Origin of the sequence: Xanthobacter sp. (genome assembly GCF_041911315.1) — a bacterium.
Taxonomy (GTDB): Bacteria; Pseudomonadota; Alphaproteobacteria; order Rhizobiales; family Xanthobacteraceae; genus Xanthobacter; species Xanthobacter aminoxidans.
This window is the reverse complement of record NZ_JAYRPE010000010.1, coordinates 31,115-45,593: the sequence shown is the minus strand read 5'-3', so window position 1 is coordinate 45,593 and position 14,479 is coordinate 31,115. Positions and strand designations below refer to the sequence as shown.

At 68.5% G+C, this 14,479-nt stretch carries 12 protein-coding genes; 10 read left to right on the top strand and 2 right to left on the bottom strand.

Annotation, left to right across the window (positions count from 1 at the left end; all coding sequences use genetic code 11):
* Window positions 1-4 precede the first annotated feature (4 nt).
* From ACE3QW_RS03995 to ACE3QW_RS03970, 6 genes are all read left to right on the top strand, one after another.
* Window positions 5-1,612 (top strand): FAD-dependent oxidoreductase, encoded by a 1,608-nt coding sequence (locus tag ACE3QW_RS03995; protein WP_374250533.1) that lies wholly within the window; start codon window positions 5-7, stop codon window positions 1,610-1,612.
* A 449-nt stretch (window positions 1,613-2,061) separates the two neighbouring features.
* Window positions 2,062-3,366, top strand: coding sequence for an MFS transporter (locus tag ACE3QW_RS03990; protein ID WP_374250532.1), 1,305 nt, complete (start codon window positions 2,062-2,064; stop codon window positions 3,364-3,366).
* Window positions 3,367-3,416: 50 nt separating this feature from the next.
* Window positions 3,417-4,385, top strand: coding sequence for a VOC family protein (locus ACE3QW_RS03985; RefSeq protein WP_374250566.1), 969 nt, complete (start codon window positions 3,417-3,419; stop codon window positions 4,383-4,385).
* A 158-nt stretch (window positions 4,386-4,543) separates the two neighbouring features.
* Entirely contained in the window at window positions 4,544-6,073 is a 1,530-nt protein-coding gene (locus ACE3QW_RS03980; RefSeq protein WP_374250531.1) for a bifunctional 3-(3-hydroxy-phenyl)propionate/3-hydroxycinnamic acid hydroxylase, read from the top strand.
* A 44-nt stretch (window positions 6,074-6,117) separates the two neighbouring features.
* The gene (locus ACE3QW_RS03975) at window positions 6,118-6,963 is read left to right on the top strand and encodes a fumarylacetoacetate hydrolase family protein (protein ID WP_374250530.1); all 846 of its coding nucleotides are present in this window, start codon (window positions 6,118-6,120) and stop codon (window positions 6,961-6,963) included.
* A 118-nt stretch (window positions 6,964-7,081) separates the two neighbouring features.
* Window positions 7,082-7,906, top strand: a complete 825-nt coding sequence (locus ACE3QW_RS03970; RefSeq protein WP_374250529.1) for a DNA-binding transcriptional regulator — start codon at window positions 7,082-7,084, stop codon at window positions 7,904-7,906.
* 257 nt (window positions 7,907-8,163) lie between these two features.
* On the opposite strand, the gene ACE3QW_RS03965 is transcribed toward ACE3QW_RS03970, so the two are convergent.
* Together ACE3QW_RS03965 and ACE3QW_RS03960 are read right to left on the bottom strand one after the other, a co-directional pair.
* Window positions 8,164-8,559 carry a Rid family hydrolase gene (locus ACE3QW_RS03965; protein WP_374250528.1) on the bottom strand — a complete coding sequence of 132 codons (396 nt, stop codon included), beginning with the start codon at window positions 8,557-8,559 and terminating at the stop codon, window positions 8,164-8,166.
* A gap of 10 nt (window positions 8,560-8,569) precedes the next feature.
* Window positions 8,570-9,919, bottom strand: a complete 1,350-nt coding sequence (locus tag ACE3QW_RS03960) for an NAD(P)/FAD-dependent oxidoreductase (protein WP_374250527.1) — start codon at window positions 9,917-9,919, stop codon at window positions 8,570-8,572.
* Between the two features lie 201 nt (window positions 9,920-10,120).
* On the opposite strand from ACE3QW_RS03960, the gene glnT reads away from it, so the two are divergent.
* The 4 genes from glnT to ACE3QW_RS03940 are packed head-to-tail and all read left to right on the top strand — an operon-like array spanning window position 10,121 to window position 14,459.
* The gene (gene glnT / locus ACE3QW_RS03955) at window positions 10,121-11,506 is read left to right on the top strand and encodes a type III glutamate--ammonia ligase (protein ID WP_374250526.1); all 1,386 of its coding nucleotides are present in this window, start codon (window positions 10,121-10,123) and stop codon (window positions 11,504-11,506) included.
* Between the two features lie 37 nt (window positions 11,507-11,543).
* Window positions 11,544-12,440: a glutamine amidotransferase family protein gene (locus ACE3QW_RS03950; RefSeq protein WP_374250525.1), complete on the top strand. Its 897-nt coding sequence runs from the start codon at window positions 11,544-11,546 to the stop codon at window positions 12,438-12,440.
* A gap of 1 nt (window position 12,441) precedes the next feature.
* Window positions 12,442-13,131 carry a protein glxC gene (locus tag ACE3QW_RS03945; RefSeq protein ID WP_029557484.1) on the top strand — a complete coding sequence of 230 codons (690 nt, stop codon included), beginning with the start codon at window positions 12,442-12,444 and terminating at the stop codon, window positions 13,129-13,131.
* On the top strand, window positions 13,131-14,459 hold the full coding sequence (locus ACE3QW_RS03940) for an FMN-binding glutamate synthase family protein (protein ID WP_374250523.1): 1,329 nt from the start codon (window positions 13,131-13,133) through the stop codon (window positions 14,457-14,459). The genes ACE3QW_RS03945 and ACE3QW_RS03940 overlap by 1 nt, the downstream gene beginning before the upstream one ends.
* The last annotated feature ends 20 nt before the right edge of the window (window positions 14,460-14,479 follow it).

The window sequence follows — 14,479 nt, the reverse complement described above, 5'->3', positions numbered from 1 at the left end:
CGCGATGAGGCCGCAAACCCCGAGGCAGCCGCTGCCTACATCCTGGGACATTGAAACCGACGTGCTGGTCGTGGGCTTTGGCGCGGCCGGCGCCGTCGCCGCCATCGAGGCGTCTGATTGCGGGGCCCGCACGCTACTGATCGAGAAGATGGACTTCCCCGGCGGGCTGTCCGTGGTGTCGGCCGGCGGGATCCGCGTGAGCAGCGACCGCGCGGCGGCGCTCTCCTATCTCGAAGCCACCTGCGGAGGGCGGACGCCGCAGATCCTGCTGGAGGCGCTGGCCGACGGGATGGTGGAGGTGGAAGGCTATATGCGCGGCCTCGCCCGTCTCAGCGACGCCAAGGTTCGCGTTACGTCGGCGCTCGGCAACTATCCCCTGCCGGGATACGAGGCGCTCGGCTATTGCGAAGTCGAATCGGTGCCGGCGCTGGAGGACGGCACCTGCTTTCCCCAGGCGGGGCCGGTGAAGAACGGCACGCGCCTCTTCAAGGTACTTGCCGACAATGTCGCGGCACGCGCGGTCAAAGTTCTTATGTCGACCCCGGCGCGTCGGCTCCTGACGGACGCGGACGGTGCGGTGATTGGCCTTCTGGCCGAGCACGACGGGCGTCCGCTGGCGATCCGGGCGCATGGCGGCGTGGTCCTCGCCTGCGGTGGGTTCGAGGCAGACGCGGAGATGCAGCGTCAGTACTTCCAGAAGGGGGCCGTGCTGACAGGATCCTTCCGCGGCAACACCGGTGACGGCATCCGCATGGCCCAGGCTGTGGGCGCCGACCTCTGGCACATGTGGCACTATCACGGCCCCTACGGCCTCGTGCATCCCGACCCGGACTACCCGTTCGGCCTCTATCTCAAGGCAGTGCCCATGTGGACGCCGGCCCCCAGCGGGACGCAGACACTGGGCGCCGCGACCCTCGGCACCGATCCCGCGCCGGGAAGAGCCTCCGAGAAGGTCCTGCCTCGCCTCGCCTGGATCCTTGTCGACCAGGCCGGCCGGCGTTTCATGGACGAGTATCCGCCCTATCCCGGCGATACCGGCGTGCGCCCGTTCGATGCCTTCGACCCGAAGCGCCAGGGGTTCCCGCGCGATCCGGCGTTCCTCGTGTTCGACGATGCCGGCCGGCGCATGTATCCGCTGGGGCGCTCGGTTCACAACGACCCGCAGCCGCACCTCGGTTGGAGCGCAGACAATGCGCGCGAGATCGAGGCTGGCATCTTCCACCGCGCCGATACCCTTGAAGAGCTTGCGGCGCTGATGGACGTACCGGGGCCTGAGCTGCGTGCCACGGTCGAGGCCTGGAACGCCGCCGTCGCGGCGGGTCGCGACGCGGCCTTCGGCCGGCTGCCGGAGACCATGGCGCCGATCAGCGAGCCCCCCTTCTATTTCGGGCGGGTTCGCCCTGTCGTCATCAACACCCAGGGTGGTCCGCGCCACGATGTGCACCAGCGCGTGCTGGACCCCTTCGGTGCGCCGATCCCCGGCCTTTATGCGGCAGGCGAGCTCGGCAGCCTGTTCGGCCACATCTATATGAGCGGCGGCAACCTCGCCGAATGCGTCATCGGAGGTCGCACCGCCGGCCGGCAGGCGGCCGAGGCGCGATTTCCCGCCTGACCTCGTCCAGCGGAGACCAAGGAAGGCGCCCGCCACGTTCGATCGACGGTGCTTCCCCGTCTCGCATGTGGTCCGCCGGCACGGCGGCTCTTGTCCCGCCGCAAGAAGAATACGCTACGGACGGCACCGCAATGCAGCATGTCCACCACGTGGACAGCCACGACAATTCGCTGTCGGAAGGCCCTCGCTCATCCTACCCCTCAGGCAAGAATAATATCCGGGAGGATGACATGACTGACGGCGCCCCTGCCCCACCGCGTGCCGAGCATTCCTTTGCGCTTTCCATCTCGGAACGGCCCAGGACAATCAACCTTCATCAGTAAATCAAGACGCTGGCATCTTGGCGTCGCCGCGACTTTGCCCGCTTGCGCGCGCGTCGCGGGCGGCCCCGGCACGCCTGTATCTGCTTTCAAGAACACAGCCAATAAACAGAGAGGCCCCGAGGATCCATGACACACGCCACTTATCCCCTTTCAGGACAAGCCGCGCCGAGTCTCAACAAGGGACAGTGGCGGATCATCTTTCTCGCGAGCCTCGGCGGGTCGCTCGAATTCTACGATTTCATCATCTACGGTATCTTCGTCCAGTATATCTCCGCGCAGTTCTTCCCGACAGATGATCCCTACGTCTCGCTGATCCTCTCCTTCTCGGTCCTGGCCCTCGGCTTCCTGGCCCGGCCGTTCGGTGGGGCAGTGCTGGGCATTCTGGGCGACCGCTATGGCCGCCGGCCGGTCTTCATCGGCTCGCTGGGCCTCACCACGCTCGCCACCATCGCCATCGGCCTTTTGCCGAACTACCAGTCCTGGGGCATTGCGGCGCCGCTGCTGCTGGTGGCCTTCCGCCTCGTGCAGGGCATCTGCCTCGGCGGCGAGCTGCCGGGCGCGGTGACCTATGCGGTGGAGGCGGCCCCCGCCCGCGCGGGTCTCGCCTGTGGCTTCATCATCTTCTGCGTCAATGTGGGCGTCCTCATCGCGACCCTGGTCAATCTCGGCATCCAGTACACGCTGCCGCCGCAGGATGTGGCGGACTACGGCTGGCGCATCGCCTTCCTCCTCGGTGGTGTCATCGGTCTCGTCAGCTTCGCGCTGCGCCGCAAGCTCGAAGAGTCGCCGGAGTTCGTGAACCTCCACGGCAAGGCCACGCGGCATCCCCTGCGCGAACTGATGCGCCATCACGGCCGCTCGGTGCTGGTGGCGGCCGGCGTCGCCTCCATCATCGCCGGCTTCAACGGCATGCTCTACGGCTTCGTGCCCGCCTTCCTGGTGAAGACGCTGCATTATCCCGCCCCCGACGTGGCGCTGGCCATGACGGTGGCGTTGGTGGTCAGCTCCATCGGCCTGATCCTCGCCGGCTGGGCCGGGGACTTCGTGCCCGGGCGCCTCATCCTGCGGGCTGGCGCGCTGGGCATGGTGGTCGTGGTGGTCCCGCTGTTCGCGCTGATGGCGAACCACGGCGCCAGCATCGTCCTGATACTGAGCCTGCTGTCGCTGGTGTTCTCGCTGGCGAGCGGCATCTGGCCGAGCATCCTCGCCGGGCTTTTCCCGACGCAGGTGCGCTTCACCGGCATCGCCTTGTCCTACAATGTGAGCGTCACGCTGCTGTCCGGCTTCGCGCCGCTGGCCGCCACCGCGCTCATCGCACAGACCGGGATGAATGCGGCCCCCGCGCTCTACATCGCGGCGTCCGCGGCGCTGACCTTCTGGTGCAGCTTCCTCATCCCCGCCCGTTCGGCCTCGGCGCTGCCGCCGGCCTGAGGCTGGCCCCCACCGCCACCAAGACCCACCCCACCCGGAGGACCACCGTCATGGGCGTCATCGCGCTCGGTTATCTCGGCATCCGCTCGGACAGGATGGACGACTGGAACGCCTTCGCCTCGGGCCTCCTCGCCATGCAGGCGGTGGATGCGACGCGCGCCCAGACGACCTTCCGCATGGACGACCAGCGCCAGCGCCTGTTCGTGGTGAACGAGCCGGGCGCGGTGATCGCCGCCATCGGCTGGGAGGTGGAGGAGAAGGCGGACCTCGACCTTTTTGCCGCGCGCCTCGAGGCCGCCGGCGTCGCGGTGGCGCGGGGCACGCGGTCGCTCGCCGACCGGCGCTTCGTCGAGGACCTCATCACCTTCGCCGATCCCGACGGCAACAGTGTCGAACTGTTCTTCAACCCCATGCGGGCGAGCGACCCGTTCGTGCCCGGCCGCCCCATCTCGGGCTTTCGCACCGGCCCGTTCGGCATGGGGCACGCCGTGCTGCACGCGGTGCGGATCGACGCGCTCCTGCCCTTCTATCGCGACCTGCTCGACTTCCACATCAGCGACTACGGGCTCACCCCCTATCCGCTCTATTTCTTCCATGTGAACGGGCGCCACCACAGCCTCGCCATGGTGGGCTCGGGGCAGACCGGCTTTCATCACTTCATGATCGAGTTCAACAATCTCGACGACGTGGGCCAGGGCTACGACCTCGCCGAGCTGGACGAGGGGCGCCTCGCCTACACGCTGGGGCGCCACACCAACGATTTCATGACCTCCTTCTACGCCAACTCGCCCTCCGGCTTCTTCGTGGAGAACGGCTGGGGCGGGCGGGTGATCGATCCCGCCACATGGGAGCCGCACGAGACCTTCGCCGGGCCGAGCTTCTGGGGCCACGAGCGCCTCTATCTGCCCGAGGAGCCGCGCGCACGCCTGCGCAACATGCGCCTCGCGGCAGCCGCGAACGGCCTCAGGTCACCGGACGTGGTGGACTGCCCCTGGCTCTACAGCCGGCTGGCGGGCTGACCGCCGCCCTCCCGTTCCAAGCCCCCGCGGGACCGCGCTGCCGCCCGCCCGCAGACCCTCTTCATCGCGCCGATGTCCGCCAGGCGGACGCCGGGACCGGCATCATTGCCGGCTGAGACCCGCTCTGGGATCAGTCCGGCCCAAACACGGGGAAAACCATGCCCGAGGCAAACGGCAGCACGCCGGATCCTTTCGACGTCGTCATCATCGGCCTCGGCCCCGTTGGCGCGACCCTCGCCAACCTGCTGGGCCTTCAGGGCGTCTCCACCCTCGTGCTGGAACGCGAGACAGAGGCCTATCACCTGCCGCGCGCGGTACACTTCGATGACGAGGTGATGCGCGTGTTCCAGACCATCGGCCTCGCGGACGAGATCGTCCCGTCTCTGCGGGTCAATCCGGGCATGCGCTTCGTCGACGTGAACGGCGCGCTGCTGATGGACTGGCCACGCCCACCGGAGGTGAGCGAATTCGGCTGGCACGCCAGCTACCGCTTCCACCAGCCGGACCTGGAGCGGACCCTGCGTGACGGCCTCAGGCGCTTCGCCAGCGTCCGGGTGCGCACGCGCTGTGACGCCTTCGCCTTCGTTGAGGACGCCGAGGGGGTGACGGTCCGTTATGAAGACCTCTCCACCGGCCGCCTGCAGCAGGCCCGCGCCCGCTATGTGGTGGGCTGCGACGGCGCCCGCTCGCTGGTGCGCCGCTTCATCGGCTCCTCCATGGACGACCTCGGCTTCCACGAGCGCTGGCTGGTGGTGGACGCGGTGCTCCGGCGGCCAAAGCCCGAGCTGGGCGATCACACCATCCAGTATTGCGACCCCGCGCGCCCCGCCACCTATGTGCGCGGCCCCGGCGACCGCCGCCGCTGGGAGATCACCGTCCTGCCCGAGGAGGACGGCCGCGCCGTGGTGCATCCCGAGACCGTCTGGTCGCTGCTGGCGCCGTGGCTCCGGCCCGATGAGGCGGAGCTAGAGCGCGCGGCGGTCTATACCTTCCATTCGGCGGTTGCGCAGCGCTGGCGCGCCGGCCGGCTGCTGATGGCGGGCGACGCCGCGCACCAGACCCCGCCCTTCATGGGCCAGGGCATGTGCTCCGGCATCCGCGACGTGGCGAACCTCGCCTGGAAGCTCAAGGCGGTGGTGAAGGGGCAGGCGCAGGACAGCCTGCTCGACACCTACCAGAGCGAGCGGGCGCCCGACGCCCATGCCTATATCGAGACGGCGGTGCGGCTCGGCGGCCTCATCAACACCTGCGGCACCGAGGCGGCCCTCAACGCCGCCTTCCGCGACGCGGACGGCGTGGTGCGCCTGCGCAGCCGCGTGCCCCAGCTGGGACCGGGCGTCGCCATCGGCCGCGTGGACATCGCCGGCAGCCGCTTCGCCCAGCCCCGCCTCGCCGACGGGCGCCGGCTGGACGATGCCGTGGGCTTCGGCTTCGCCCTCCTGTGCCGCGATGCGCTTTGGCGCAGCGCCTCCGAGCGGGTGCGCCAGCGCTTCGAGGCGGCCGGCATCGCCGTCGTCACCGTGGCCGACTGCCCCAACCTCGGCCCGCTGCTGGACGCGGCCGGCGCGGCGGCGGTGCTCGTCCGCCCCGACCGCTACGTGGCCGGAAGCGCGGTCGACGAGACGGACCTAGCCGCCATGGCCGATGCGCTGGCCCCCGCCGCCCCCGCACAGGCCTCCGCCGCCTGATCTCGCTCACCCCCCCGAAACGCTCAAGGAAAAGGTTTGCCCCCATGAAGTTCGCGTCCTTCACCCATGCCGGCAAGGCCGGCTACGGCCTCGTGACCGATGGCGGGATCGTCGATCTCGCCCGCCGCTTTCCCGAGGCGCCGACGCTGCGCGCCTTCATCGCCGGCGGGCTTGACCGTGCCGCCGCTCTGGTCGGCGCGCCGGCGGATTTCGCCTTCGCCGACGTGACGCTGGCGCCGGTCATTCCCGACCCGGACAAGATCGTCTGCGTCGGCCTCAACTACCACGACCATGTGGTGGAGACGGGCCGCACCGTCACCCCCAATCCCATGCTGTTCGCGCGCTATGCGGGCAGCCAGGTGGGAGACGGCGAAGCGCTGGTGAAGCCGCTGGAATCCGACGAGTTCGACTATGAGGGCGAGCTTGCCGTCATCATCGGCAAGGGCGGCCGGCGCATCTCGGAGGCCGACGCGCTGTCCCATGTGGCGGGCTATGCCTGCTACAACGACGCAAGCGTGCGCGACTGGCAGCGCCACACCTCGCAGTTCATGCCTGGCAAGACGTTTGCCGCCACCGGCGGCTTCGGCCCATGGATGGTGAGCGCCGACGAGATCGGCGATCCGACCCGCCTCACCCTCGCCACCCGTCTCAACGGCACTGAGGTGCAGCGCACCACCGTGGACCTGATGATCACGCCCATACCCACGCTGATCGCCTACACCTCCGCCATCCTGCCCCTGTTGCCCGGCGACGTGATCGTCTCCGGCACGCCCGGCGGGGTCGGGGCGCGGCGCACCCCCAAGCTTTTCATGAAGGACGGCGACGTGGTGGAGGTGGAAGTGAGCGGCATCGGCGTGCTGCGCAACCCGGTCGTCGCCGAGAAGGCCTGAGGCCAGACCCGGCCAGCCCGGCGCCAACCGGGCCGGCCGGGCTGGGCACCGCCCTCCCATCGCGTGTAGCATGGCGGGAAGACCGGTTCGCCCGGCCGAGGGGGAGCGCCGCCGGACCATGGGACAACGACCGGCTGACGATGGCGCGGGGACGCAGGACCGCACCGACAGCGTGCGCGCGCTGCGCCGCGGGCTCGCCGTGCTGCGCCACATCAATGCGGTGGGCAGCACCAGTGCCGCCGCCATCGCCCGCGCCCTCGACATCCCGCGCCCAACCGTCTACCGCCTGCTGCAGACGCTGGAGGAGGAGGGCTATGTGGCCTTCTCGGCCTCCTCGTCGCAGGTGCGTGTCACGCGCCTCTCCGCCAGCCTCGGCGACGGCTATGCATCGCATTCCCGCGTGTGCCAGGCGGCAGGGCCGGTGTTCGGCGAGCATGGGCCGCGCCTCGTCTGGCCACTCGACCTGACGGTGTATGAGAACGCCGCCATGGTGATCCACGAGACCACCCACACGCGCAGCCCGCTTTCCATCGACAGGGGCATGATCGGCTATCGCCTGCCCATGCTGCGCACCTCCGCGGGCCGCGCCTATCTCGCCTTCTGCCGGGACGAGGAGCGGGCGATGATCCTCGATCATCTGCGTCGCATCCCCGACCCGGAGGATCGCCCCTTCCTCGAGGAGGCGTGGCTGAAGCGCATGATCGAGGAGACGCGCCGCCGCGCCATCGGAGTGCGCGATGGGGGCGAGTTCCGGCCGAAGACCTCCAGCATCGCCGCACCCGTTATGGTGGATGATCGGGTGGAGGCGGTGGTCTCGATGATCTGGATTCGCACCGCCCTGTCACTGGACGAGGCGATTTCTGCGCATTCGGACGCATTGCTGGGCATAGCGCGGGCCATCGCGCGAACGATCTCCGCGCAGCCGAACGGGGCAACTCCATAGATAGCCCCCGGGACGGAAGGAGCCCGGTCGCGCGACGCCATCGCGTGGCCTGGTGTTTTCCTCGGATCAGGGAGATCTGCCAGACCCGCGTTCTGACCACGGTTGTGAATCGGCGTGGAACAAGGCCCCTGTTTGAGGGGGGATCGGGTCCGAACGGGGCCCCTCTGACGGAGGGGGTCACAGATCGGCCATCGAATGCGGTCCCCTCCCCGGGGAACAACCTTGCGAAAGTGCCCCGCTCAGGGGCCGCGCGACCCCTATGCCACCACCTTGGCATAGGTCTCGATTTCCACCTTCTGCCAGGGCCGCAGCATCGAGGAGACCTGCACCAGGGTGCTGGCGGGACGGATGGCGTCGAAGCGCTCCAGATGGCCGCGGGCGACCCCGTCCGCGTCTGCCATGTCGCGCACATAGACCACCGTGCGCACCACGTCCGACATGCGGCCGCCCGCCTCGGCAATCGCCTTCTCGACAATGGCGAGGATGGCCCGGGTCTGGGTCTCGGCGTCGCTGTCCTCATGCCCCACGGGGGCGCAGGTGCCGGACACATGGATGTCGTCACCCACCCGCACCGCGCGGGAATAGCCGAACACGCTTTCATAGGCACCGCCCGATGAAATATTGCGGCGGGCGCTGGTCACACTTTGGCTCATCTTCGCTCCACTAGAAGTTATAGGTATCGCGCAGCCGGTACCAGGTTTCGAAGACCGACACGGCCCGCTTCGCCACGGGATGGACGGGAAAGGCGGGGAAGGCGAGGTCGTCGAAGGCGGTCTGTCCCTCCGGCGCCTCCAGAAGCTGCATGGCCACCTTGTGGCCGAAATAGGTGGCGCGGGAAACGCCGGTGCCGCAATAACCGAGGGCATAATGCACCCCCGCCCGCGTGCGCCCGAGATGGGGCACCTCGTCATAGGTATAGCCGATGAGGCCGTCCCACCCATGGGTCACGGGCACCTCGGACAGCGCAGGAAAAGTCTGGAGCAGATCCCGTGCGAGATGGGCATAGGCGGCCGGCGCGCGGGCGGAGGCCAGCCGGCCGACCCGTCCCCCCCAGACGATCCGCCGCGCGCCCGGCGCCGCGCGGAAATAGGAAAAGACGCGGTTCGTGTTGCCATAGACGCGGCCCCTCGGCATCAGCGCGTCGAACAGAGCGGACGGAATATCTCCCGTGGCGATGAGCCCTGAGCCCACCGGCACGATGCGCCGCCCCAGCTCCGGCAGCATGCCGTCTGTATAGCCGTTGGTGGCCACGATCACCGCCCGGCAGCGCACCTGTCCGCGCGCGGTGGCGAGGCTGAAACCGCCGGGCTCCGCGCGGATGCCCGTCACCCCCGCCCCGCCGATGACGGACCCGCCGGCGGCGGTGATCCGCGCCATCAGGCCCGCATGATACCGGCCGGGATGAAGGCTCGCGTCGCCCGGCAGAACCGAGCCGCCATGGAACAGGTCCGAGCCGATTTCCTGTTGCTGCTCGGCACGCGGCACCATGTAGCTTTCCACGCCCGCGAACGCGCGAAGGTCCTCCATATCGCGGGCCATCGCCTCGTAATGGGCGGGGCGAATGGCGCCGCGGAAGCGGCCGCAGCGAACGAAGTCGCAGGCGATCGCCTCGCGCTCCACCAGCTCCGCGATGTAATCGAGCATGGCCACGCCCTCACGCAGCATCGCCCGCGCCTTCTCCTCGCCGCGCAAGGCGATGAGATGCCTGACGCGGAACTTCTGGTTGCCGCTGCCGATCTGCCCGCCATTGCGCGTGGACGCGCCAAAACCCGGCACCTCCCGCTCCAGCACCAGCGGCACACGGCCATTGCGCATCAACGTCAGAGCGGCGGACAGGCCCGTGAAGCCGGAGCCGATGATGACCACGTCGGCCACCTCTGGCAGCGCCACCGCGTCGAGGTTCGGCCGCGGCGCGGCCTCCCACCAATAGGGCGCGAAGGACAGGCCCGCTCCCTCCGGCACATGGCCGCGTGACAGCTCCAGAAGCGTGGGATGCCGCCCCGTCCCGCTCATGCCAATGGCTCCCCTTCCTTGGACCGCACCCGAAGCGCTCCGGTCGATGCTTCATACAAATATGTTGCATCACATGCAAGTTCATTGTAGCCAGATTGAGCGCGGCATCGGCCGGTGCCAGCGCGCCACGGCCCGCAGGCGGGCCGCAAAAGCATAGATCCCGCATAAACTTACGACCTTCCAAGCAGGGAATGACGGCTCATGACCGAGCAATGGAGCTTTATGCCCGATGCCCTCGCCACGCCGGCGGGGCTGGACCTGGAGGCCGCGCGCGCCTTCCTCAAGGCGCACAAGGTGCGCTACGTGCTGGCCCAGTTCGTGGACATCTACGGAACCGCCAAGAGCAAGGCGGTGCCGGTGGATCACCTGGACGAACTGGTGGCCGAGGGCGTCGGCTTTGCCGGGGGCGGCGTGAACGGCCTGCGCCTCGCTCCGCACGAGGCCGAGTACATCGTGCGCGGCGACCTCGACACCCTGAAGCTCCTGCCCTGGGCGCCCGGGTATGCGCGCATGATGGGCACTGGAATCGTGGGCGGGCGCGAGCATCCCATCGACACCCGCAACATGCTGAAAGCGCAGGTGGCGCGGCTGGCGGAGCGGGGCTGGACCCTCAATACAGGCATCGAGCCGGAATTCTCGCTGCTGGAACGCACCGCCGACGGCTCCGTGCGGCCGTTCGACGGCACGGATACCTTGCGAAAACCCGCCTATGACTATCGCGGCCTGTCCCGCGTGCGGGTGTTCCTGGAGCGGGTGACGGAAAGTCTCAAGGCGCTGGGCATCGACGTCTACCAGATCGACCATGAGGACGCGAACGGCCAGTACGAGATCAATTTCCGCTACGCCGACGCGCTGACCTCGGCCGACACCGTGACCCTTTTCAAGATGGCAGCGGCGGAAGTGGCGCACGAACTGGGCGCGATCTGTTCCTTCATGCCGAAGCCGAAAAGCTCGTTCACCGGCAATGGCATGCACATCCATTGCTCGCTGGCGGACGCCTCCGGCCGGAACGTCTTCCACGATGCTGGCGATGCCAACGGGCTGGGGCTGTCCCCCCTCGCCTACGCCTTCACCGCCGGCATTCTGCGCCATGCGAAGGCGCTGACGGCGCTGCTGGCCCCCTCGGTGAACTCCTACAAGCGCCTGGTGGTGGGGCGCACGGCCTCCGGCACGACCTGGGCGCCGGTCTTCATCGCCTATGGCGACAACAACCGCACCGCCATGGTGCGCGTGCCCTATGGGCGGATCGAGATCCGGGTGGGGGATTCCGGCATGAACCCTTATCTGGCCCAGGCGGCCCTCATTGCCGCCGGGCTCGACGGGGTGGACCGCGCGCTCGATCCCGGCGCGCCGCACAACGTGAATTTCTACGCCCTCACCCCGGCGGAGGTGCGCGCCCGCGGCATCGAGACCTTGCCGCGCACCTTGTGCGAGGCCGTGGAGGAGCTGGAGGCGAGCGACCTCTTCCGCTCCGCGCTCGGTGCCGACTTCATCGACGAGTTCGTGACGCTGAAGCGCGAGGAATGGGGCGAATACCACCGCCACGTCTCCGACTGGGAGACCCAGCAATACCTCACCTTCTTCTGATCTTTCTCTCGACCTCTCCAGCAACAGGAACCCTTCCATGTGTGGAATAGCTGGTCTGTTCATCAAGGACCCGACGCTCCAACCTGACCTTGGGCGCCTCCTGGCGCGCATGACCTCCACCCTGCGCGGACGCGGGCCGGATTCGGCGGGCTTCGCCATCTATGCCGACGCCACGCCCGGCCTCGTGAAGCTCACCTTCGCCGCCCCGGAGGGCACAGACGCGGAGGCCCTCGCCACCCGTCTCCTGGCGGCGCTGGGCGTGGGCGGCATCGCCGCCGTGCGCCATACCCACGCCGTGGTGACGCTGCCCGCCGAGGACGTCGCCCGCGCGGAGGCCTGGCTTTCGGAGAATGCGCCGGAGGCCAGCGTCATGAGCACCGGCAACCGGCTTGAAATCTACAAGGACGTGGGCGATCCCGACGATGTGGCAGCCGCCTTCGCCATCTCCCGGATGGCTGGCAGCCATGGCATTTCCCACACCCGCATGGCCACCGAATCGGCGGTGACCACCAATGGCGCCCATCCCTTCTCCACCGGCGCGGACCAATGCCTGGTCCACAACGGCTCGCTCTCCAACCACGCCTCGCTGCGCCGGGCGCTGCGCCAGGATGGCATCCGCATCCGCACCGAAAACGACAGCGAGGTGGCCGCCGGCTATCTCACTCGCAAGATGCGCGACGGCGAGAGCCTGGACGAGGCGCTGACCTCCAGCCTGAAGGATCTGGATGGCTTCTTCACCTTCGTAGTGGGCACGGAGAACGGCTTCTCGGTGCTGCGCGATCCCATCGCCTGCAAGCCGGCGGTGATGGCCGAGACCGACCGCTACGTCGCCTTCGCCTCCGAGTTCAAGAGCCTCACCGTCCTGCCGGACATCGCGAGCGCCAAGGTGTGGGAGCCCAAGCCCGCGACCGTCTATTTCTGGGAGCATTCCTGACATGCCTGTCGTCGATCTCGCGAAATCCTCCCTCCGGGAGCTGAACGCGGCCCTGCAACAGCTCGGCCCCACCACAAACGAAACCGACTGGACGGTGCTGAACCCCTCCGGCGAGCACGCCATCGCAGCGGGGGTGGATGCCCCCGTCACCGTCACCATTGCCGGCCCTGTGGGCTATTTCTGCGGCGGCATGAACAAGCAGGCCACCCTGGTGGTGGAAGGCAGCGCCGGCCAGGGCGTCGGCGAGAACATGATGAGCGGCCTCATCCATGTGAAGGGCGATGCCAGCCAGTCGGCGGGCGCCACCGGTCGCGGCGGCCTGCTCATCGTGGAGGGCAACGCCTCCGCCCGCTGCGGCATCTCCATGAAGGGCATCGACATCGTGGTGAAGGGCGGCATCGGCCACCTCTCCGCCTTCATGGGCCAGAGCGGTCGCCTCGTGGTGTTCGGCGAGGCCGGGGAAGCGCTAGGCGACAGCCTCTATGAGGCCCGCCTCTATGTGCGCGGGCCCGTGGCAGGGCTCGGAGCGGACTGCATCGAAAAGGAGATGCGCGACGAGCACCGGCAGGAATTGTTCGATCTCATCAAGGCCGCCGGCGAAGCCGGAAAGGTGGATGTGGGCGAGTTCCGCCGCTACGGCTCGGCCCGCAAGCTCTACAACTTCAACATCGACAATGTGGATGCCTACTGATGAGCGAGCGAGACTGGCTTCCGACCACGCCGCGCAAGTCCGCGACTTTCGACGACTATGCGCTCTCCGAGATCCGCCGCGCGGCGGCCACCGGCATCTATGACATTCGCGGCGGCGGCAGCAAACGCCGCCTGCCCAATTTCGACGATCTCCTGCTGCTCGGCGCATCCATGACGCGCTATCCGCTGGAGGGCTATCGGGAGAAATGCGGCACCGAGGTCACGCTCGGCACGCGCTTCGCCAAGAAGCCCCTGAAGCTATCCATCCCCATCACCATTGCCGGCATGAGCTTCGGCTCGCTGTCGGCGCAGGCGAAGGAAGCGCTGGGGCGCGGGGCGAGCCTGGCGGGCACGTCCACCACGACAGGCGATGGCGGCATGACGCCGGAGGAGCGCGGCCAGTCCAGGCACCTGGTCTACCAGTACCTGCCGTCGCGCTATGGCATGAACCCCGACGATTTGCGGCGGGCGGACGCGATCGAGATCGTCATCGGCCAGGGCGCCAAGCCCGGCGGCGGCGGGATGCTGCTGGGCCAGAAGATCTCCGACCGGGTGGCGCAGATGCGCAACCTGCCCAAGGGCATCGACCAGCGCTCCGCCTGCCGCCATCCCGACTGGACCGGGGCCGACGATCTGGAGATCAAGATCCACGAATTGCGGGAGATCACCAATTGGGAGAAGCCCATCTACCTGAAGGTGGGCGCCTCGCGGCCCTATTACGACACGGCACTGGCGGTGAAGTCCGGTGCTGACGTGGTGGTGCTGGACGGCATGCAGGGCGGCACCGCGGCCACCCAGGAAGTGTTCATCGAGCATGTGGGCATCCCCCTGCTCTCGGCCATCCGCCCCGCCGTTCAGGCGCTCCAGGACCTCGGGATGCACCGCAAGGTGCAGCTCATCGTCTCCGGCGGCATTCGCAATGGTGCGGACGTGGCAAAAGCCCTGGCGCTCGGGGCGGACGCGGTGGCCATCGGCCCGGCGGCGTTGACGGCGCTGGGCGACAATGATCCCCAGTGGGAAGCCGAATACGAACGGCTCGGCACCACCGCCGGGGCCTATGACGACTGGCACGAGGGCAAGGATCCCGCCGGCATCACCACCCAGACGCCGGAACTGGCGGCGCGCCTCGATCCGGTGAAGGCGGGGCGCCGCCTTGCCAACTACCTGAAGGTGATGACGCTGGAGGCGCAGACGCTGGCGCGCGCCTGCGGCAAGAACCACCTGCACAATCTGGAGCCGGAGGACCTCGTCGCCCTCACCATCGAGGCTGCCGCCATGGCCCGCGTGCCGCTCGCCGGCACCGAGTGGATTCCCGGGCAGCGGTTCTGAGCACCCCGGATCGCGCGGCA